At 41.0% G+C, this 20,702-nt stretch carries 17 protein-coding genes; 16 read left to right on the forward strand and 1 reads right to left on the reverse strand.

The genetic code is table 11. The features are described 5' to 3' along the window. From dsbD to I3249_RS08850, 16 genes are all read left to right on the forward strand, one after another. Nucleotides 1-2,121 (forward strand): protein-disulfide reductase DsbD, encoded by a 2,121-nt coding sequence (gene dsbD / locus I3249_RS08770; protein ID WP_238069574.1) that lies wholly within the window; start codon nt 1-3, stop codon nt 2,119-2,121. Between the two features lie 385 nt (nt 2,122-2,506). Beyond that, nucleotides 2,507-3,955 carry a phospholipase A gene (locus I3249_RS08775; protein ID WP_238069575.1) on the forward strand — a complete coding sequence of 483 codons (1,449 nt, stop codon included), beginning with the start codon at nt 2,507-2,509 and terminating at the stop codon, nt 3,953-3,955. A gap of 75 nt (nt 3,956-4,030) precedes the next feature. Further along, nucleotides 4,031-4,867: a ComF family protein gene (locus tag I3249_RS08780; RefSeq protein WP_238069577.1), complete on the forward strand. Its 837-nt coding sequence runs from the start codon at nt 4,031-4,033 to the stop codon at nt 4,865-4,867. A 325-nt stretch (nt 4,868-5,192) separates the two neighbouring features. Further along, on the forward strand, nt 5,193-5,681 hold the full coding sequence (locus I3249_RS08785) for a GspH/FimT family pseudopilin (protein ID WP_238069579.1): 489 nt from the start codon (nt 5,193-5,195) through the stop codon (nt 5,679-5,681). Beyond that, entirely contained in the window at nt 5,678-6,397 is a 720-nt protein-coding gene (locus tag I3249_RS08790) for a hypothetical protein (protein ID WP_101205508.1), read from the forward strand. The genes I3249_RS08785 and I3249_RS08790 overlap by 4 nt, the downstream gene beginning before the upstream one ends. After that, on the forward strand, nt 6,397-7,365 hold the full coding sequence (locus I3249_RS08795) for a PilW family protein (protein WP_238069581.1): 969 nt from the start codon (nt 6,397-6,399) through the stop codon (nt 7,363-7,365). The genes I3249_RS08790 and I3249_RS08795 overlap by 1 nt, the downstream gene beginning before the upstream one ends. Before the next feature lie 12 nt (nt 7,366-7,377). Continuing rightward, nucleotides 7,378-8,205, forward strand: a complete 828-nt coding sequence (locus I3249_RS08800) for a pilus assembly protein PilX (RefSeq protein WP_102094702.1) — start codon at nt 7,378-7,380, stop codon at nt 8,203-8,205. 78 nt (nt 8,206-8,283) lie between these two features. Next, nucleotides 8,284-12,063: a pilus assembly protein PilY gene (locus tag I3249_RS08805; protein WP_238069583.1), complete on the forward strand. Its 3,780-nt coding sequence runs from the start codon at nt 8,284-8,286 to the stop codon at nt 12,061-12,063. Between the two features lie 79 nt (nt 12,064-12,142). Further along, a complete protein-coding gene (locus I3249_RS08810) occupies nt 12,143-12,727 on the forward strand; it encodes a prepilin-type N-terminal cleavage/methylation domain-containing protein (RefSeq protein WP_238069584.1) in 585 nt (194 codons plus the stop codon). After that, nucleotides 12,727-13,170: a type IV pilin protein gene (locus I3249_RS08815; RefSeq protein WP_238069585.1), complete on the forward strand. Its 444-nt coding sequence runs from the start codon at nt 12,727-12,729 to the stop codon at nt 13,168-13,170. The genes I3249_RS08810 and I3249_RS08815 overlap by 1 nt, the downstream gene beginning before the upstream one ends. 339 nt (nt 13,171-13,509) lie before the next feature. Further along, the gene (locus I3249_RS08820; protein WP_238069586.1) at nt 13,510-14,067 is read left to right on the forward strand and encodes a pilin; all 558 of its coding nucleotides are present in this window, start codon (nt 13,510-13,512) and stop codon (nt 14,065-14,067) included. Nucleotides 14,068-14,167: 100 nt separating this feature from the next. Continuing rightward, nucleotides 14,168-15,376: a DUF1295 domain-containing protein gene (locus I3249_RS08825; RefSeq protein WP_238069587.1), complete on the forward strand. Its 1,209-nt coding sequence runs from the start codon at nt 14,168-14,170 to the stop codon at nt 15,374-15,376. Continuing rightward, nucleotides 15,346-16,500, forward strand: coding sequence for a serine hydrolase domain-containing protein (locus I3249_RS08830; protein WP_238069588.1), 1,155 nt, complete (start codon nt 15,346-15,348; stop codon nt 16,498-16,500). The genes I3249_RS08825 and I3249_RS08830 overlap by 31 nt, the downstream gene beginning before the upstream one ends. Beyond that, nucleotides 16,493-17,686 (forward strand): serine hydrolase domain-containing protein, encoded by a 1,194-nt coding sequence (locus I3249_RS08835; protein ID WP_238069589.1) that lies wholly within the window; start codon nt 16,493-16,495, stop codon nt 17,684-17,686. Before I3249_RS08830 ends, I3249_RS08835 begins: the two co-directional genes overlap by 8 nt. Before the next feature lie 70 nt (nt 17,687-17,756). Next, nucleotides 17,757-18,242: a pilin gene (locus I3249_RS08845; RefSeq protein ID WP_275949244.1), complete on the forward strand. Its 486-nt coding sequence runs from the start codon at nt 17,757-17,759 to the stop codon at nt 18,240-18,242. A 350-nt stretch (nt 18,243-18,592) separates the two neighbouring features. Continuing rightward, nucleotides 18,593-20,086, forward strand: a complete 1,494-nt coding sequence (locus tag I3249_RS08850) for a fused MFS/spermidine synthase (RefSeq protein ID WP_238069590.1) — start codon at nt 18,593-18,595, stop codon at nt 20,084-20,086. Nucleotides 20,087-20,203: 117 nt separating this feature from the next. Here the strand turns inward: I3249_RS08850 and fdxA are convergent, their stop codons facing one another. After that, entirely contained in the window at nt 20,204-20,527 is a 324-nt protein-coding gene (gene fdxA, locus I3249_RS08855; protein WP_101205516.1) for a ferredoxin FdxA, read from the reverse strand. Nucleotides 20,528-20,702 lie beyond the last annotated feature (175 nt).

A 20,702-nucleotide genomic window follows, 5' to 3' on the forward strand; every position in this document is an offset into this window, starting at 1 on the left:
ATGTCCATCAAGACATCACCAAAGTCTTCATCATTTAGCGTATCTACCCATTCGAAAAAATCACATATTTTAGCGCTTGCTATCGCTAGTGGCTCATTGTTGACAGGTTTATCAGCAATATCAACGGTACAAGCTGCAGGGTTAGGCGACCTTTTCGGTAGTAGTGAAAGCTCGTCGAAGTCAAAGTTTTTGCCAGTGGATCAAGCGTTTCAGGTAAGTACAGATAGTACCCCTGTCAAATCGGGTACGCGGTTATCTATTAATTTTGATATCACTCCTGAACATTACGTCTATAAAAAACAAATTAAGCTTACGCTACCCGCTGGCGTGACGGCTGCACCTTTTACCTTTAGCCAAACACCGTACTCGATAGATGACCCGACTTTTGGCAAAGTACTGGTATTTGATCAAGCCAACATGGTCGCTACCACCACACTGACGAACAATAGTGGCAAGAGTATAGATGGTGCCGCTATCGTCGTCGGCTGGCAGGGCTGTGCAAAAGCAGGACTGTGCTATCCACCTGAAAAGATTAATACGACTGTCGATATTGCAGCTGCATCGACGCAGGTATCAGCAGATAGTGCGAGCTCGACCGATTCAGAGAATAGTGCTACGGCGACACCAGAGGAAGCAAGCTCAACAGCTCTTGATAATACTTTGCCTGATGAGGCGCAAGCACTGACAGACGATGGTGCTATTGATTATGATCTCATTGATGACAGCGCTGTAGAGTATGATTCTTTAGATAGTAATGCAGCGACGAATACGATTTCTGCAGCAAATAGCAGCGTAACAGGCGAGACGGCCAATAGCGAAAGTACCTTGAGCAACAGTTTCGTTGATAGTGATCCTTTTGGTTTGGCCTCTCACCCTTGGTTGGCATTAGTACTATTATTTTTAGCAGGCTTAGGCTTAGCTTTGACGCCTTGCGTCCTACCGATGCTGCCTATTGTGGCCAATATCGTAGCCCGCGAACAAAACCCAACGGTCAAACGCGGTGTCATCTTGACCACCAGTTACGCGATTGGGGTAGCGACTGCTTATGGTATTTTGGGCGCTGTCATTGCAGTATTCGGTGAGTCTTTAGGTATTATTGGTTGGCTGCAGAATCCAATTATTCTCATTAGCTTTGCTATTGTTTTTATACTTCTCGCACTATACATGTTAGGTCTTTTCAATGTGCGATTACCACAAGCGATCAGTCGAAAGATGCAAGGCTTAAGCCAAGCAGGTGACAGTAAGCTTGGTAGTACAGGCGGCAGTTTGATCGCTGGGTTTTTATCAGCGTTAGTCGTGTCACCTTGTGTTTCTGCGCCATTATTTGGAGCATTATTGGCGGTCTCTACCATTGGTAGTCCGTTGCTCGGCTTTGCCGCTTTATTCATGCTAGGTTTTGGTTTATCAGCGCCGCTTATCCTAATCGGTGCTACTCAAGGCAAGATTATGCCAAAGGCAGGCGAGTGGATGAATTGGGTCAAGCAAGGCTTTGCTTTACTACTGTTTGCCGTGGCACTGCTATTGATTGAGCGCGTGTTTATATCGCCAGTCATGCTGATGGTGTGGGCGTTATGGTTTATGGTCTTGGCAACATGGGCATGGAGTTGGCTAGGTAAAGGTCGTATGCTGACCCAAGCATTGAGCCTTATCGCTGGTATTTGGGCCGCTTGCCTAATAGTCGGCGCTGCATTGGGTAATGATGATAGCTTACATCCATTAGCGTCGTTGGGTGCAGCACCGATGATGGTACAGTCAACATCTGGTCAACCAGTGAATAGTGATAGCACCACTGATAAGACGATCACGACGCTTGCAGAGCTAGATGCCATTGTCGCAGCCAATCCGAATGTCATTGTCGATCTGACAGCAGAGTGGTGTATTGAGTGCCGCATTATGGACAAGAACCTGTTTCATAATCGCCCAGCACAAATGCAAGATTGGCAACTAGTGAAGCTCGATATCACTGAAACGACGGCAGACTCAAAAGCCGTGTTGTCTCGTTACCAACTCTTTGGTCCACCAGCGCTACTGTATTATATTGATGGTCAGCTAGTAAATCAGCAAGTTGGTGAAATTGGTCGCTCAAAATTTGAGCAAACATTATCGGCGTTGAACAACTGACATTTAATAATGAACACTTAAGAAACCAGTGTGATATTTCGAAAATCCTTAAGAATATTAAGAAGGCCAGTATACTAAGAAAAGTATGCTGGCTTTTTTGATGCCATTAAATTCATACTATAGAATATTTCTTAAGTATTTGTTATATAAGCGATTATATTGATAGGCGCTTATTTTAACTATCGATAAAGCTAGTATCGTGCTTATATTTTCATTACAATAAGGAAACAATGCAGCAGGGGCGCTAATTGTCATTTTTTCCGCTCCTAATATCTGCGATTAGCTGACAGGCTCAGTCAATTCTATTTTAGCGACAACGCTAATGGCTATATTAATTACCTCATATACTCTGCTGGCGCTAATGCTAGTTAGATAAAGGACACTTATGTTTGCCCATACCATTACTCAGCGTCACCAACAGCCGTCTTACCAGAATGCACATATGCCTCTTCGTATTGCAGTTGCGCTTGCGTTGAGTTGTACCGCGATACAAGTACAAGCTGCTGATGATTCTCAGACTTATAACGAACTGCCAGCACCTGAAGCTGCGTTTGAATATGAGGATCTTGACCTATCACAGAGTCTCGATAACAGTGCGATATCTTCTGACGTGGGTACACAAAGTGGCAAAATAATTAGCAAAGAATTTATTGCCCAGCAAGCCAAGCTATTTTCTGAATGTACGCAAGTCCAGTCTAGTGCTGCTCGCCTCGCTTGTTTTGATAAGGTAGCTGAACAAGGTAAAACACCAAGCTATACCTCAACCAAACAACCAATTGATTTGGCAAAAACCTTTCAAAGTACGGTCTCAGGTAATCCAAAAGTGATATTGGCTGAGTCTCAAACGGCGATGAGTGGGACAACAGTTGAAGATGCAGATACCATTTTAATGACCAATCAGCAAACAGCTGCTAACAAATTGAAGGCAAATGGTAACGTAGAAGTAGATGCTGAAACGAATAGCGAGGCACAGATTTTAGAAAATGTCGGTGTCACTCAAACAGACATCGAAAAATTCTCGCCACTCAGTCTATCTTATGACCTAGATAAAAACAGTGAGCGTGGTACTTGGACGGTTAGACCATATCGGCCGACGTATCTGTTGCCATTATTTTATACTTTCGATCCCAATTTAAATCCAAGTACACCATCGCAAGAAACAGATCCTTTTGATTCTAATGACATACGCGAAACTGAGTTAAAGTTCCAATTATCCCTAAAAACAAAAGTCGCAGAAGATTTGTTTGATACCAGTGCTGACCTATGGTTTGGCTATACCCAAGAATCACATTGGCAAGTTTATAACGAAGACAACTCACGTCCATTCCGTGCTACCGATTATCAACCTGAAATATTCTTAACCCAACCTGTGACAGCAGATCTGCCTTTTGGTGGACGTCTGCGTATGTTGGGCGCAGGTACTGTCCATCACTCGAATGGACAAGATGATCCATTATCACGTTCATGGAATCGTGCCTACCTCATGGCGGGCGCAGAGTGGGGCAGACTCTCAGTCATACCGCGCCTATGGGCTCGAGTAAATAATGAAAGTAGTAGCGATGACGATAATCCAGATATCGAAGACTACATGGGCTACGGTGATATCAAATTCTTGTACGACTTGCCAGCTGATCAGAGCATTAGCGGTACCTTGCGCTACAATCCAGGTACCAATAAAGGTGCTGCGCAAATCGACTATATTTATCCTATCTCAGAGAATGTTAATGGTATGGTTCAGCTATTCCAAGGATATGGTGAGTCGATCATTGATTATAATCATGAAAATACCTCTATCGGCTTTGGTATCGTACTGAACGATTGGAAAGGGCTCTAATTTAGAAAGGACATTAATTTGAGAAAGGCTCTAATATAGGTGAAATTTATGATAAGTTATGACAAGTTATAGTTTATGCGCCGCTTAGCGCCTTATCAAACTGGACTGTGGTTGGCAGAGTATATGGATATGCGCTGCCAACTATGCCGTATTTATCGTAGTACACCACAATCTCAACTACTGCACCATCAAACACAATTTAGACTAGATAATATAACGAATGTGCCGCCTACACGGACAGCCTTAAAGCAACACTCTTTTCTTACTGATATCATTCATCAAGCAAACAGCTATTTGAGCAGTGGTTTACTTTGTGATCACTGTCACAACGATATCACTTGGTTACCAAGACCTTTTGAAGTGGATATCGCTCCTAGTATATCTCTATCTATCCAAGCCTCTACTTACTACGAGTATCCAATACGTCAAGCTATCCGAGCATTTAAGCATCAAGAGGATATGACGAAATTGCCGTTACTATTACATGCCATACGTCAATTACCGCGTCCACACGGTTGTCATCGCAATAACAGTGTGATTGTTGCTATGCCAACGACAGTTCAACGATTGGCCAAACGTGGGTTCGATCCTGTCAGTATTCTATCTGCTCAATTGTCTAAACATTGGCAAATTCCTGTATGGCAAGGCATCGAGCGTATCGACGATACAGTTAGTCAGCAAGGACTTTCTCGTGCCGAACGTCTTAGCAACTTAGATAACGCCTTTGCGCTAATCGAAAAGCCTCCTACAAAACGCTTACTACTATTTGATGACGTATCTACCACAGGTGCAAGCTTACAAGCTTTAGCCCGAGCGTTCATTCCACCTGCAGCAGTAAAATCAGCAACGGCTAGCAGCCATAGTAGCTATCAAATTTCTGCTTACGTATTAGCACATGGCAGCAAATCCTAAACCCAATATATCTTTATCAGTAATATCCAGTTATTGCTAATATATTTCCTTAAAGCTATATTGTTATATTTATGTATACTAATTTGTTGTTCTGATCTAAATGTATAAACGATCTTTTGGTGAAATAATATATGAGACAAGAACATAGGAAAGTGCCTATAGTCATTTTTAGATGGTATTTATTAGATATCGTGGAATGAAAATTGCATGCTATTAAATAGATATATGTAGAAAATCATGGTAGTAAGGCAACAATATAAGATACTCATAATCAATATGCCATAAGTAAAAGACAGATAATCGCAGTTTTAAATAGGAACACGATGTGAATGCATCTTTGAACACTCCACTACCTAAGCTAAAGAACGTAAGCTCAGGTTTTACCTTAATTGAATTAATGGTAACGATTGCTGTTCTTGCCATTATTGCAGGTATTGCGGCACCTAATATTAGTACCCAACTTGCAAATCAGCGCGTGAAGTCGACAACAGCTACTTTAGCTAATGCACTGAAAGAAGCCAAGGCTGAAAGTATTATTCGTCGTCAAAACATTACTTTAAGCTATGATAATGATAGTAATCCTAAAGTCATTATCATTTCAGGATCAGAAGCAAATCCTATTGCTAACTATAGCTATAATGATGAAAGTGAAATTGTATCAGCACTAGAAACCATAACCTTTGAACCTAGTAAACGAGTCACTGCTACAGTCACTTACACTGTCTGTGATAGCAATACTTCAGTGCAACCAAGAGTAATTTCAGTGAGTAGAGTTGCTAATATTACTGACCAAGTAGGAGGTAGCTGTCAATGAATGGGTCAAGTTTTCAACGAGGTGTTGGTTTAGTAGAGGTATTAGTGGCTGTTTTACTACTATCCATTGCGATATTGGGCTTTAGTGCGCTACAAATGCGTGCAATTACAGCCACTGACGAGAGTTTAGTTAGAACCAAATCTTTAACAGTGGTTCGCAATTTAGCTGAAGTGATGCGTGGCTATCCAGAGGCGTATATTAAAGATAGTAGCGCACCTCCTTTTGAAAGCATACTCTCGACAGAGTTTTCTGAGTTATCCTTAGCTGAACGAGCAAAAGTAACTCCAACTATACAGGCTGTAATAAATAGTTCGGCTACTGATACAGTGGTTATCTCATATGTTAAAACTAATAATGATGGTACTAAGACCACCGTCAGTAAAACAGTAAGTATTTTAGCTAGTGGTGAAAATTGCTTATCTACTACTACTAGTAATATAGGTGGCAAAATTGTACCAAAACAATCTTGTACTATTAATGAGCTTGCTGCTCGTGATGGGCTTATGATCAAAAAGATGGCAGCTGATGAAAATATTGCTGTCAGTATTGCTACCTGTCCTGGAAGTTCTGCGAATGCTATACAACAACAAATGTGTATTATTACCGCATGGAATGGTACTAAGCCAATATTAGACGATACAGAGGTAGATGCTTGTGGAAAGGTAAATGGTACCTATCATATCGGCAGTCAATGCCTTATCTCGGAGGCATACTAATGAATAATAACCAGGTAAGCCATTTCAATAATAGCTCTTCAGGTTTTACTCTGATTGAGCTGATTATTTCCTTAGTATTAGGCCTACTAGTTTCAGCGGCTGTAATACAAGTTTATATTATTAGTGCTCGTACGAGTGTAGTGCAGCAAAGCGCCTCTGAGGTACAAGATACTACAATATTTGCACTGCAAGCAGTTGATGACCATATTCGCTTAGCGAACTTAGGGAACCCAATAAGTAATATTACGAGTACAACTCCTCATAGTGGTATTGTGCTAACTACAAATAATTTAGGTAATAGCAATGCTACTGATGAAAAATACTTAACTGTAAGTGCTGATAGTGACGGTTGGACAGGCTTATCAAATATAGTTGGTATTGAAAGTGACCAATTAACTATTCAATATAAAAACATAACTTCAGCATCGTTATATGATTGTGAAGGAACAGAGATTGCATCAGGTAGCAGTGATTGGGTGGTTGAACGCTATTTTATACGTAAGGCTACAGGTGGTGGTGCTACTGATTTAGTATTGGCTTGCGCTGCTGGTCGAGTTGATGAAGAAGGGGCAATAGTCACAGCATTTACTGGTACTGGATTTACTGGTACTGGAGAAGTGATTATACCTGCAGTAGATCAGTTTAAAGTTTTATTGGGAACGATGACCGATGTTTCACAATTGAGCTATATGCCAGCGAATACCTATTTAACGCTCACAGAAAAACCTGCAATCACCACTATCAAACTTGGAGTAATTGTTCGTAGTACTACTCCGTTAATAGAAGATCCTGAAAGTGAATTAGCAACTGAGGATAAAGGAAAGTTTGTGGTGCTAGGAACGGAACAGAAGCTAAATACTGTTAGTATGAATGAAAATTATTATCGTCGTAGTTATGAATCTACTATTACGTTGCGAAGTGCTCGTGTCATGTCTGTTACTGGTCTAAAATCTAATGTCACGTCATAAAAAAGAGGCGATATGTCAAATTATCAGCGATATCAGCGCTCCATAGTGCCACCATCTAGTCAACAAGGTGCAGTACTTATCGTAGTTCTATTGTTCTTGGTTTTGATTATATTGGGGGGCGTTATTGCGGTAAAGCAAAGTAGCACGGACCTGAAACTCGCCACTAGTGACCAAATTAATGCACTACTACTACAGTCAGCAGATAATGCTAACCAAAATATAGAGCAAAGTATTAATGGCAGCAGTGATTCAGATGCTTACGATGCTATGATATCGCGTGGTGGCCCTTTTGGTCATTTTATCTTGTCTGATTATAGTGTCGAGAATGAATATGTCTTTTGCTTCCGTCCACGTGATCAGTTATTCAATGTCAATAAAACTTCAATCATAACGCCAGATGGTTCGTTAACAAGTACGGGCTATTGCGATTCTACTGAATCAAGTGATTATATTAGCAGTCGTAATACTAGTATGACGCAGGTGAACGTATCGCTAACACCACCAAATGCAGAGAACGAAGCATTCGGTAGTTACAGTATAGGGCAAGGAAGTAGTTTGATATCAAGCAAGGCATTTATGTTCGATATCAACAGTACAGCTGTATTACCCGCTTACGGAAATACTAAGCTAGGTAATATAGACTGCTTCAAGCAGACCAGTAGATTGCATACAGCGTCTGCTGCTGACTATACAGATACGATTGGCGGCTGTATGGCAGAAGCTGGTGTACCCAATAAGATCATTTATGAAATGGCCGATGTTGAGAACCAGTCGTTACGTACCAAATGTGTCGATTTTGGTGAAGGCGCAGGATTACTGTGTACCTTGCCATCTAGCTAACAAATACTATATTTTGTTATTTGCCATATTGAATAGTGTTATCACTACTCTGCTATCATTTATATTAAGGAATAGGTCATGAAACAGTTAATGAGTCAAAGGTCTAAACGACAAACATGGCCTATTAAAGCGTTAACGGCAGCGGTGACAATCGCCATAACAAGTCTAGTGCCTGCCAATGGTGCTACAGTGACGAGTGACAGAAAACCTATCGGTGATCTTGAGATATATAAGGCGGCTAAGCCAGGTACGGCATCTATTTTTATGATGCTGGATACTTCAGGGAGTATGGGGTGGGTGGATGGTAGCTGCATTTTCTACGCTCTTCCTACTACTCTTCGTTTGGTGGTGTACCAGCGAAGGTCTGACTCTAGTAAGTCAGATGGGTTGTTTAGAGACGAAGAAGGAAATACAGTAATAGATAAAACGGTACCACCTGCCACAGATCAAAACTTCACATATAGTACTTGTATAGATAATCAAGGTAACGTAGTGGGGCGTAATCTGCTCAGCCGTTTGCAAGCAGCCCTTGTAGAATTGCTAGCAGATGAGGTATTTATAGGGGTTCTAGGTAGTACTATAAAAGATACAGGCTCCCTTCCAGATGATTATGGTATAGGTATGGGTACATATCCCGTTAGTAATGGAGGAAAGGTATTGGTCCCAACTCGGGAGTTAACGGCTGCACAGCGTGTAGAGTTAATAGATAAAGCAGTAGCATTAGAAGCAAGCGGCGGCACTCCAACAGCTAGTGCTTTGGCTGAAGCCGGTGCTTATATGATGGGTACGAATACTAAGGTTAGTTCTTATAGTAATTATAGTGGTTTTAGCCAGTCTGTATCTAGTGCCAAACAAAGCAATAGCTATATCTCTCCTTTAAGTGATAAGGAATGTAGTGGAAATGGTATCTATTTACTAACTGATGGTGTTCCTAGTAATCTGAATCAAAATGGGGTGAAAGGGGTAATGAACCAATCATTATCAAAATCAAACCCATCTCTATCAGTAAATCAGTGTAATGCATTAAGTGGTTCAGGTTGGAGTTGTACTGCTGAATATGCAGCACTGCTCCGAAATCCTGCCAACAATAATAAAAAACTACCAATTAAAACAGCAACTGTGGGTTTTGGTGGTGTTTTTTCTGGTCTAAATGGAACGCGTTCAATTACAGTAAATGGTGAAACAAAATCGGTCGTCGACTGTGGTAGTGGTGATGCAAACCAAAATACGCGTAATTTGTGTATGTTAGGTGAGAGAAAAGGTGATAATGAAACGAAGACATTTGGTGACGGAGGCTTCTATTATACTGAGAACTCTGAGGAAATTGCTGCCAGCATAGTTGACTTCTCAGCTAGCCTTGTACAGATTATTAATACAGCACCTTCAGGTACAATTACTATTCCAGAGGACCCTTACCGAGCGGCAAATCAACTTCCTTATGCCTATTTACCTATGCTAGATCCTGATATTGTTTCCACAGCAAGTATATGGAAAGGTAATCTTAAAAAGTATAATTTGGATCAAGGAACATTATTCGGAAGAGGCAGCAATAAACTTTATAAAGATATCGCTGGCAATCTAGATGAAAATACACAAGATGAATGGCAAACTGCTAATTTTGTAGTAGAGGGCAAAGCGGCCAATAATAATATTGCGGCTGGCGGTGTATATGCTCAATTACAAGCACCAAGTGCAGGTTTGGGTAGTGTGCGTACTCTCTATGTCGAGGATTACACGACGGCTACCGATAAAACACCAATATTGCGTAAAGTTGGTGTTGATAGTAGCGGCAAACCATTTGGGTTCGATAAACTCAAAGATACTGTTGCTTATAGTCAGTTAAATCAACGTCGTTTGCTGAGTTTTTTAGGTTTTGGTGGTGTGCTGACTAATGATGGACAACCAACGACCCCGCTTACGACTGAGACTAATAACTTAAGCTTAACCAAGCCGACCAATGAAGTAAAATTGTTAGGTGGTGTTGTGCATTCCAAGCCTGAAGCTGTTTCTTATGGTTCAAAATTAGATGATAAAGGCAGTATTGTCGATCCTCGAGAGGATTATCTACTCTTTGGTTCTATGGATGGAGCTTTGCATTTAGTCGATGCAAAAGCAGGTAAAGAAGAGTTTGCTATCATTCCTAGAGAAATGTTAATAAATCAACCAGAAGCTCTAGTAGAGAACTCTAAAAAGGAAATATCTAAAATTGGTCAACCTTATTTTGGTGTGGATGCTCCCTGGTTAGTCAAAACTGATTACGCTTATGATTTACCAGGAGGAAAGGTAACAGTTGATCAAGCATCAGGTAAGGGTATGTTTGCTTATGGTGGTCTGCGTATGGGAGGCGATTCATTCTACGGAATGAATATAACCAAAAGATCTGAACCTAAGATGCTATTTACGATTACGCCACAAGGAGTAAGTTCAGCTACTTCAGGTATGTCCTCAACAACGGGTTTCAATCGTTTAGGTCGGATTTGGAGTAAACCAATTGCAGCAAAAATCCGCTTGACCAAAGGGTCTGACTCCAAAAAGAATAGTGCACCAACAGACGTGCTCATATTCGGTGGTGGTTACGACATGCAATACGAAGTAGATGGCTATGTGCCTACTACTAGCACGCCTGCCAAAGGCAATGCGATATATATGATCAATGCTAAAACAGGCAAGCTGATATGGTCAACTAGTAGCGAAGACACTTCGGGTGTCAATGTCAAAACAGATACGATGATTAATAGCATCACTGGCGGCATTGCTGTACTCGATAGGGATAATGATGGTTTGATGGATCATCTTTATGCTGCCGACTTGGGTGGGCAAGTATTCCGTGCAGACTTTGAGAATGCACGCATTGCTCAGTTCGGCTTTACAGCCGTGAACAGTTTCTCTAATAAAGGTGTGACGCGCATTTTAGATGTAGCCCCTACAGATAAGAAACTCGCATATCGTTTTTATGAAAGCCCAGTCGTAAGCTTTTACCGTAGAGAGAAAGGGCCAGATACCGGTAAGCTCTTTGCTATGGTCAACGTTATCTCAGGTAATCGCAGCGCGCCTTTATCGACATTGCGTAATAAAAATGATTCTGCTAACCGATTGTACGGTATCATCGATAATGATGTGACCAATAAGGATCTATTTACCACTGGTTTTACCAAGACTATTAAAGATCTAAAAGAAAATCAATTGGTTGATTTAGGTGCTGAAATTCCTAAAATTGCAACGGCGACCACTGATATAGCTCGTGAGAGCAAAAAAAATGATGCTATAAAATCGATGATAGGTGTAGCTAAAAATGGTACAACTCCAGCAGCTCCAGCAACCAAAAATGGCTGGTATTACCCATTAACTCGTTTTGATGGTTACAATAACGTTAGATATAACAAAGGTGTGGGCGAAAGTACAGTCATTAATAATTTGCTTTATACCACTGTATATAACCCTGACAAAGTATACGGAAATACAGCAAGCTGTTCAGCGAAAATAATGGGCGGCTCTGAACGTCAATTATACTGTTTACCTTATGGCGTATGTATGGATGAAACCTCAATAACTGGTACAGGCGGCTTTACACCTGCAGGTCAAGGTATTCAGGAGTTGGCTATTGGTGCCTATAACGCAGATAATACAGATATAAAAGTACTGATTGGTACGACAACAATCGCCGACCGAATAGATGCGGCTAAACGTGCAAAATATGGTACAGATGGATTCAAAGATAGCAGTAATATCAAAGATCTTTATCCTGGTGAAAACAACAGTGCCACACAAAATAATGGTGATGGATCAGCTGTTGAGTTTTTATTCAATGAACGATATACCTTGCAACCAAAAGCATGGTATGAACGAAAAAAACAGTAACTGTGACGTTCTAGTTGCCTAGTATCAGTATTTAATAATGAAAAATAACTTTGCCTACATTTATAATGAGACAGCAAACATGACTAAGTTGCATATAAAGAAAGCAGAAAATGCGACAATGCGTAACAATGTGCATGGTTTTACGCTCATAGAAATGCTAGTTGTACTCATTATCCTATCTATATTGGCCACCATTGTCATACCAAGCTATCGTCAGTATGCTGTGCGCAATGCTGAAAATGATGTACAAGCAAAGATGCTACAGTTAGAGATAGAACTGGAGCGCTGGCGAGCTAAGTCATTAACTTATCAAGGGTTCCAACCACGAATCATAGATAGCTCTAATAACACAGTGACTTATGGTTATGCAGATAGCCCTGCAACAAACAAGACTATCTATGTGCCAGATGGTAGCGATGCCAGTAATTATCGATACAAGATTACGCTCGTCGATGGCGACACTCCCGCTAATTCATTAGTAAATACAGCAGTAAATGCTACAGGGCGCACATGGAAGATGATTGCCGAACCCGAAGGTTCAGGTATAACTACTTACGCCAGTAGAATGATGATGAATAGTGCCGGTCTACGTTGTAAAAACACTAGCAAGAGTACTTTCGATGTGACCAATGCTGACTGCGATACAGGTCAAGAGGAGTGGTAATGAGCAAATATTGTAAACAATCACTATCAGCCTCTACCAGTCAGTCAGGCTTTACACTCGTAGAGATAATGATAGTCGTTGCTATCATTGCTATTCTCGCAGCCATCGCCTTTCCTAATTATCAGCAATATGTCATAAAGACCAAGCGCACGGATGCTATGAGTGAGTTGCAGAACATAGCATCGCAGCTCGAAAGTCGCAAGCTGGCACAAGGCACTTATAGTAACGCATTGATTACAGGATTAGGCGGTAACTTTCCTAGGCAGGGACCGACACTCTATGTTATTACCTTTAGCCCCAACCCACTGACATCTGAGTGGACTATTACAGCAATACCTCAAGCCAATACTCAGGTCATTAACGATGGTACATTGACGCTGAGCTATCAGAATGTGAAGTGTCGCGATAGTGTTTGCGGTACAGGCGATGAGTGGAATCAGTAACATTCTTCGTGACTGCTAGTAGATTTATTATCATAGATAGTGACAAAAAATGTCAGTTAAAGTTACTATATAATTACCTAGATAATGCTAACTGACAATTTTTAGTAGGTTAATAGCAATATTAATAACATAGTTTAGGATGATTTATACAATAATTGTCCTATTGATGCCAGTTTTAAGAATAATAGCCATATTTTAGTTATTAAATATTAATATCATAATTTTGGCACGCTACCTGCAACAGTTATAGTAAGAAAGAAATTTATTATATCCCTAAAGATAAAATGCGACTGTATTAACAACAGCCACTTATCTTTATATACCCCTAAAGGAGTTCTTATGAACACTGCTCAAAAAGGTTTTACCTTAATCGAACTCATGATCGTGGTTGCTATTATCGGTATCCTAGCGGCGATCGCTATTCCTCAGTATCAGAACTATATCTCACGTTCACAAGCGGCGCGTGTTATGGGTGAAACGACTCAGGTGAAAAATGCGCTTGAAGACTGTATCAACAACGGTAGAACGACCGTTATCATGCATACTGGTACACCAGCTTCTGGTGCAGAAGCGACCACTTGTGTATTAGGCACCAACCCATCTAACCTATTAGGTGCTGATGGTGACGTTATAGCAACGACTGCAAGTACTGGTTATCCTTTAGTTTCCACAGTTACAGATGGCGTAGCCAGTATTACAGCTACCTTCGGTAGAAATGCTGCTTCTGGCTTAACAGGCACAGGTGAAAATACTATGGTATGGACACGCGCTGGTAATGGCTCATGGGCCTGTCACGCAACTATCCCTGCAGAGTATCGTCCGACTGCCTGTACCGCTGGTACTGCTGCTGATGCGGTAACTGCGCTAACTGCTAGCTCTACTTCTACTGGTGGTTAATATCATCGTTATAGATGTGGTTAGTGAGTAATAATAAAGAGAGACATAATAGCTATTATGTCTCTTTTTTTTGATATTTCCTATTGTATAAGTGCTCTTTATGATGGTTTCTGTGCACCAGCATCCCAGACAAGCTTCTATTATCTTAATCATGAGCTTCTTTCTGTGGTATCTGATATCCAAGATTTTACTTATTGATTACTTATCATTGGATGCTTTGATCAGAGTATGGTTATTGGCCTGTCTACTACCGCTGTTCATTGTCGCTTATATTCAAAACCCACATAGAAAAAAACACCCACTCAATCCTATCAACAGCGCACGAATTAAAAGCAAATCTATCGTTTTTTTATCGCAGCTGGTTGGTATCTATCTTTATGCCTTTATAGTGACTGAAAGTGGTGTATCCATTTATGCGACCTTTGTCAATGATCTGTTTTTGTTTTTCCCTTTGGTCATGGTAGTTTCTGTAGGCTATATTTATTTCGTGGATAGGAGATTACTAGATCCTGAAGATGAGTATGCAAAGATAGGCGCGATGTTGAATAAAAACGTGCCTGTGGATAGGGCGTTACTCAAAACATTTATCTTGAAAACAGTGGTAAAGTTCGTGTTCATTCCCTTTATGTATAGTGGCTTTTTAGGGAACCTGGCAGCTATTTTTGATACTGCATGGCAATTCAATGCTACTGCGATTACTCTTTTGATATTTAATATCGTTATCAGTTTAGATATGCTCATTGCTATATTTGGCTATCTGTTTAGCTCAGGAATTATTAATAATCGAATCGTAGATACCGATAGCAACATACTCGGTTGGATATTTGCATTGTTATGTTATCCGCCGTTAGTTTGGATAATGCGTCAAGTTAATGACCAACAGGACAATCTGATATGGCAGGATATCATCCCTCAGGACAGCGTTTTTTATTGGCTGTTTTTATTGGCGATAAATGTATCTTGGATTGTTTATTGGTTGGCGACGTTTGAGTTTGGCATGACCTTTTCGAATCTAAGCTGGCGCAGACTGATTGATACGGGGGTGTATCGCTATACTAAGCACCCAGCTTATATCGCCAAAAATATATATTGGTGGTTATATACTTTACCCTTTATGGGCGTTGCCTTCGCTAGTGTCCAGTGGTGGCAAAATATATTGGGTCTCACCTTTGTGAGCCTCATATACTATGGGCGCGCAAAAAGTGAAGAGCGTCATCTACGGAAGTTTGTAGAATATAGACAATATTGCGATCAGATAGATCAGACAGGAATATTCCGTTGGCTAAAAAAAATGCAACCTACCTATTAGTAGCATTAGTCTTGCTGTTTATATCTTTGATAAACCTACCCTTTATCATGCATGTAAAACAAACGATAAAAGAAGCCGTTATTTTAGATAGTTTATCTTGTCATGGCGACCAAAAAGATTGGTTAGCAGAGATAGCTGGCTATAGTATAAAGAACTTAAACAACGCAAACCTACAGTTGTCGTACATTAGCTCGGCAGGCGAGCTATCAACGTGTACGGCGGGATGGCAAGGAGTGCCTTATCTCAGCAATAAAATCCGCCGTGATACGATATTTAGTTATGCCAGTCTAACGAAAGTTTTTACTTCTGAGCTGATATTGAACTTAGTGAGGAGAGATCAGTTAACGCTGGATGATAAACTCGTGAGTCTTTTACCCGAACTACACGACAAAGTACCAAAAGATAATAGAGTCAGCAATATGACGATATCCGATTTATTATCACATCGAGCAGGCTTTGATAGAGCTGTCTCTGGTGATCCTATGTTTAGGAGTCGTCCTTGGTGCCCTTATCAGATTGATACACTTGCAGATACCCTATTGGATTATGCGCCGAGTAGTAAATATGTATATTCAAATGTAGGGTACTGCTTGTTGGGGCAAGTCATTGAGAATTATTATGTAGATGATTATATTAAGGTAAGCCAAGATTATTTCAGTTTTGACTCCAGTCACACTTACTTCTTACAACCAAAGATTCAATATGACTCCGTTACCGATAGTGGCAACGATGATGAAGGTTTAAGTGAGATTGATTCTTTTGCTTTAGCGCCTGTAGGGGGGCTGGTAGGCAATAGTATCGACTTATCTAAGTATATATGGGCGATGGACAAGCAGACCTATCCTAATATTACCAGTCGTCCAAATAACATAACATGTGATACAAAAAAGGTTAGAGGTTGTCATGGTTTCTCTAGTTATGAATACAGAATCGATGATGAGTTAACATTTTATTGGAGAGATGGCAGGCTGCCTAATAGTAGTGCCTTAGCGATCATGAACAGTGATGGTGGTGTTTTGACTTTTTTATCCAACTCTGAGGATGCGACCTCTTGGTTAGTGACTCATAACCAACTGGTCAAAGCTATTTATAATATTTATCTAAAAGAAAAAAATAATGTTTAAACAAATTCAAAAAAAAGACATATTACAAGTCATCGTGCTGATTGTAGTCACTGTGGTAGTCGGCTACTTTTATGCCAATATTCAAGCGCGTAACCGAGTTTGGCAGAGTTTCTATCCAGTACGAGCTCAGCTCGCCTTGCAGCATGTGAGCTGCAGTGAAGGTAGCCCCAGTTGGCTGACAGACATACTGATAGAGAAAACCAAATACCAAAACGCACCTGCCAACCAAATCGCTTATATCGATCCGCAAGGTCAGCTGTATCACTGTGAGAGTGGTTATGTAGATGGCTTGCCGCTGCTATCTGATCCCATCAGTGCGGATACTCGGTTTCGCTATGCCAGTGTCACTAAGCTATGGACTTCTGATGCTATTTTGGATTTGATTAAGGAAGAAAGGCTCACGCTAGAGATGCCGCTAGCAGAGCTTTTACCACAGATAGACCAGCCCAAAGATGCTAGAGTCAACGACATTACTATTAAGCAATTATTAGAACATCAAAGTGGCTTTAATCGTTTAGATATCCAAGGCAATGATATGTTTGGCATTGGGGAGCCTATTTGTCCCAATAGCATTGAGAAGATGAATAGTATTAAATTGAGCTTTACGCCGGGGACGCAGACCAGCTATTCAAACTTAGGTTATTGCTTACTGGGCGCAGTAGTTGAGCAAGTATCAGGGCAGTCTTATCAGGAGTATCTACAGACTCATTATGATATACAGAATACTGATATACAGTTTATCTCGAGCCAGCGCTTAGACGATGAGATCAGCTATAACTATACCGAGACAGGACTGACAGGAATATCTGATATCTATACTGCTTTCAATTATGAGGACCTATACTCTGTGGCTGGGCTGTCAGGTAATGCGGTAGCACTAGCGCAACAATCTAAGGCAATGAGCGCTAAGCGGCAACCCAATATCTTATCGGTAGATGCAGATATGGACTGCGATATCAGCAAGCTAGGAGCATGTTACGGCTACGCGATGATGCCTTATCAGGACGATATTCAGTCTGCGACGGTACATTTTCGTGATGGTACTTTATTAGGATTGTCGTCATTAGTAGCGATAGATGAAGCAGGCGGCGTGGTCGCCTTACTGAGTAATGGTACGCCAACGGATATCGAACATAGCAACGATACTATCAAGACGATGATTTATGAACATCTTTCTAAGAACTAGCAATGACAAAAATCGGTCATGGCATAGTTAATGCTTAATACAAGCATTACTTGCTATAGGTGCTTGAATTATGAGACTCCATCGTACCCAGTCAGGCTTTACTTTAATAGAAGTAATGATAGTTGTAGCTATCATTGGTATCTTATCTGCTATTGCTATTCCTCAGTATCAGCTTTACATGGGGAGGACTCAGACAATGAGAGTTATCAGTGAGTTGAGCCAATTGCGTACGACAGTAGAAGAGTGTCTGGCGTCCGGCAGGACAGTCATTGGTCTGGGTCTGAATGAATGTGATCCACGCGCAACAGGATCTACTCTCATATTAGGAGGTTCGCAAGTGGGAGTGCCATTACCAAGCAATACTGGCGTCGCGCAGATTACCAATCCTTTGACAGCGACGAGTAATATTATAGCGACAGTCTCAACACAAGTCGGTCCAAAATTGGCAGGTAAAAAAATTCAATGGTTACGTAATGCACAAGGTTCGTGGCGCTGTAGTAGCAATATTACAGCAGACTATTTGCCGACTTATTGTACCTTTGATGCTAGCTTATAAATAGAATAGAAAACCACTTAATTGGCGATGCCATAAAGTGGTTTTCTTTAAGTGGATTTAGGAATGGCTATGAAATATATTATCGGTGCGGCGCTGATTAGCTCTCTTGTCTTTTTTCTAGGTGCTTTATTCGTGAATGGAATCGGCGTCATACCCTCTCAGAGTATATTAAGATACGGTTGGATTGCTTGGATCATAATAATGATTTTATGCTACCCTTTTGCTAAAAAAATTATGGCTTAGATTGAAATGTGCTATGTATAGTGCATAACCTCGTTCTGTATAATGACAGAGGGTTAAGAATAAGCTAGTATCATCTATCATCCGATACGCTTATTATGAGTCTCTATATGCAAAGAAAAGTACTAGCTATCTGTTTAATCGTCGCCCTGCTCGAGGGCTTCGCTGGTCTTGGTATCGAGATTTATGCCATTCGGATATCAGCCACTTATATCGGCTCGTCCATCTCAATCACTGGCGTCATTTTAGCGATGGTGCTGATAGCGATAGCTGTGGGCTACTGGTATGGAGGACGCCTATCTCAGGATATCAAAACCCCTGAACAAGCACTACTAAAGGCCGGGCGCGTCCTGTCATTGTCTGCCGTCTCGCATGCTCTCGCCTGTATTATCCAACTGCCGCTACTGTCTTTTATGAGTTCAAGTACGGACAATCCGATTATAGCGGCCATGGGCGTGGGGCTACTGTTCGGCGTAGGGCTGGCGTTTGGCTCAACGTCGATTCCTCTCATCACGCAGTTTTTATCATTGAAGTATAAAAACCACGACGGCGTAGATGCTGGTAAAAACGCCGGTATGATGGTCGCCATCACCACTATAGGTAGTGTGCTTGGCTCGACTGTGACGCCGATACTCTTGTTACCTTATATTGGTCTGATGAGTAGTTTGGCGTTACTTATAGCGTCGCTTGCGATCAGCGCTTGGCTATGCACCAAGCTTGCTATACGAGTACATAGCGACGATGACGTAACCCAGTCAACTCATGCTACTAATTATGTACTGGCGCTGTCTGCAGTTATAGTGACTATGTTTTTTATCTTTACCAGCAAAGTCGATACTGGCTTGCAGACCGCGACAGGCGCTTGGTTCATAGAATACATTGACTTTGAAGGGCAGTCTGCTGTCACGATCTCTGATAATCCTACTCAATCAACGAGTAGCTGCTGGGTATATGCCAGCCAAAAAAACTGTACATCTTATGGTAAGACTGCCATACAGGGTATTGAAAAAACCCAGCCTAAAACTCTAGTATTCCTTGGCGGCGCAGGTATGGGAACACCTAGCGAAGTAGCGTATCATAACCCTGAGATGGCGCTGACGGTGATCGATATTGACACAGGCTTACCTGATATTATCGAGAACCATTTTCTTAGAGCGCCGATAGCCCCTAATATAGAATTCGTCGGAGATGATGCTAGAGGTTATTTGAATCGCCATAGCGAAGCCTATTATGACTTTATGCTTATTGATGCTTTTCAAGGTAGGTATGTGGCGAGTAATCTATATACCATTGAGGCGCTTGCCAAGTTTAAGGCTACTAGCCCATATATTATGGCGAATATTATTGGCAAGCCAAATATAGATCATGGATATACTCAAACGCTATTAAGGAATTGGTACGAAGTATTTGGTGAGGCCGCTTACATATTGGCCACTAATGAGAACTATAGTTTAAATTTACAAAATATCATGCTATGCAATTTTGCTTGTCCCGGTAGTCAGAGCCTTGTGCAAGCGAGCTTCTTTAATAAAGCGCAACCTTTGCATACCGATGATTTACCAAGATTAGATAGATACTTTTACCGTTCTATTGAGAAATTATAAATGTTATAGTTTTCAAGACTAAAACATTCAATTTAACTCATACAAAAACCACCTAACAGCATATCGCCATTAGGTGGTTTTTTATTGGTCTAATATATAGATACTTTAAGAAAATGATTATCTCTCTAAATACTGAATCTTACCTTCTACACCATCCCACTTTTCAGCTTCTGGCATTTGCCCTTTCATCTCAGTGATGTTTGGCCATTTTTGAGCTAGCTCTTCATTTAGCTGGGTAAACATTTCTTGGTCTTTCGGTACTTCATCTTCTGAGAAAATCGCGTTGGCGGGACATTCAGGCTCGCATAACGCGCAGTCGATGCACTCATCAGGATCGATGACTAGGAAATTTGGGCCTTCATAAAAGCAGTCCACAGGACAGACTTCTACACAGTCGGTGTATTTGCAAAGAATGCAGTTATCTGTAACGACAAAGGTCATAGTGAGGTCTACCTGTTATTGGATTGGCTGATATAGTCAATCTCTTTTAAAAGAGTTATTGTGTCAGCCTTGCCTGAAGTATGATTTATACCTCTGCGCTCAGCTACATTGTAATTCTTTTAAATTAAATCAACTATAAGGGCTACATATAATAGTTGGAAAATAAAGCGTATTT

Source organism: Psychrobacter sp. Ps1 (assembly GCF_022129425.1).
GTDB lineage: Bacteria > Pseudomonadota > Gammaproteobacteria > Pseudomonadales > Moraxellaceae > Psychrobacter.

What these genes read in the sequence shown, in the direction of transcription:
- I3249_RS08825 (WP_238069587.1), top strand. Translation starts at nt 14,168, where the DNA reads ATGATGGTTTCTGTGCACCAGCATCCCAGACAAGCTTCTATTATCTTA.
- I3249_RS08805 (WP_238069583.1), top strand. Translation starts at nt 8,284, where the DNA reads ATGAAACAGTTAATGAGTCAAAGGTCTAAACGACAAACATGGCCTATT.
- I3249_RS08820 (WP_238069586.1), top strand. Translation starts at nt 13,510, where the DNA reads ATGAACACTGCTCAAAAAGGTTTTACCTTAATCGAACTCATGATCGTG.
- I3249_RS08850 (WP_238069590.1), top strand. Translation starts at nt 18,593, where the DNA reads ATGCAAAGAAAAGTACTAGCTATCTGTTTAATCGTCGCCCTGCTCGAG.
- I3249_RS08815 (WP_238069585.1), top strand. Translation starts at nt 12,727, where the DNA reads ATGAGCAAATATTGTAAACAATCACTATCAGCCTCTACCAGTCAGTCA.
- I3249_RS08835 (WP_238069589.1), top strand. Translation starts at nt 16,493, where the DNA reads ATGTTTAAACAAATTCAAAAAAAAGACATATTACAAGTCATCGTGCTG.
- I3249_RS08775 (WP_238069575.1), top strand. Translation starts at nt 2,507, where the DNA reads ATGTTTGCCCATACCATTACTCAGCGTCACCAACAGCCGTCTTACCAG.
- I3249_RS08780 (WP_238069577.1), top strand. Translation starts at nt 4,031, where the DNA reads ATGCGCCGCTTAGCGCCTTATCAAACTGGACTGTGGTTGGCAGAGTAT.
- I3249_RS08810 (WP_238069584.1), top strand. Translation starts at nt 12,143, where the DNA reads ATGACTAAGTTGCATATAAAGAAAGCAGAAAATGCGACAATGCGTAAC.
- dsbD (WP_238069574.1), top strand. Translation starts at nt 1, where the DNA reads ATGTCCATCAAGACATCACCAAAGTCTTCATCATTTAGCGTATCTACC.
- I3249_RS08790 (WP_101205508.1), top strand. Translation starts at nt 5,678, where the DNA reads ATGAATGGGTCAAGTTTTCAACGAGGTGTTGGTTTAGTAGAGGTATTA.
- fdxA (WP_101205516.1), bottom strand. Translation starts at nt 20,527, where the DNA reads ATGACCTTTGTCGTTACAGATAACTGCATTCTTTGCAAATACACCGAC.
- I3249_RS08795 (WP_238069581.1), top strand. Translation starts at nt 6,397, where the DNA reads ATGAATAATAACCAGGTAAGCCATTTCAATAATAGCTCTTCAGGTTTT.
- I3249_RS08800 (WP_102094702.1), top strand. Translation starts at nt 7,378, where the DNA reads ATGTCAAATTATCAGCGATATCAGCGCTCCATAGTGCCACCATCTAGT.
- I3249_RS08845 (WP_275949244.1), top strand. Translation starts at nt 17,757, where the DNA reads ATGAGACTCCATCGTACCCAGTCAGGCTTTACTTTAATAGAAGTAATG.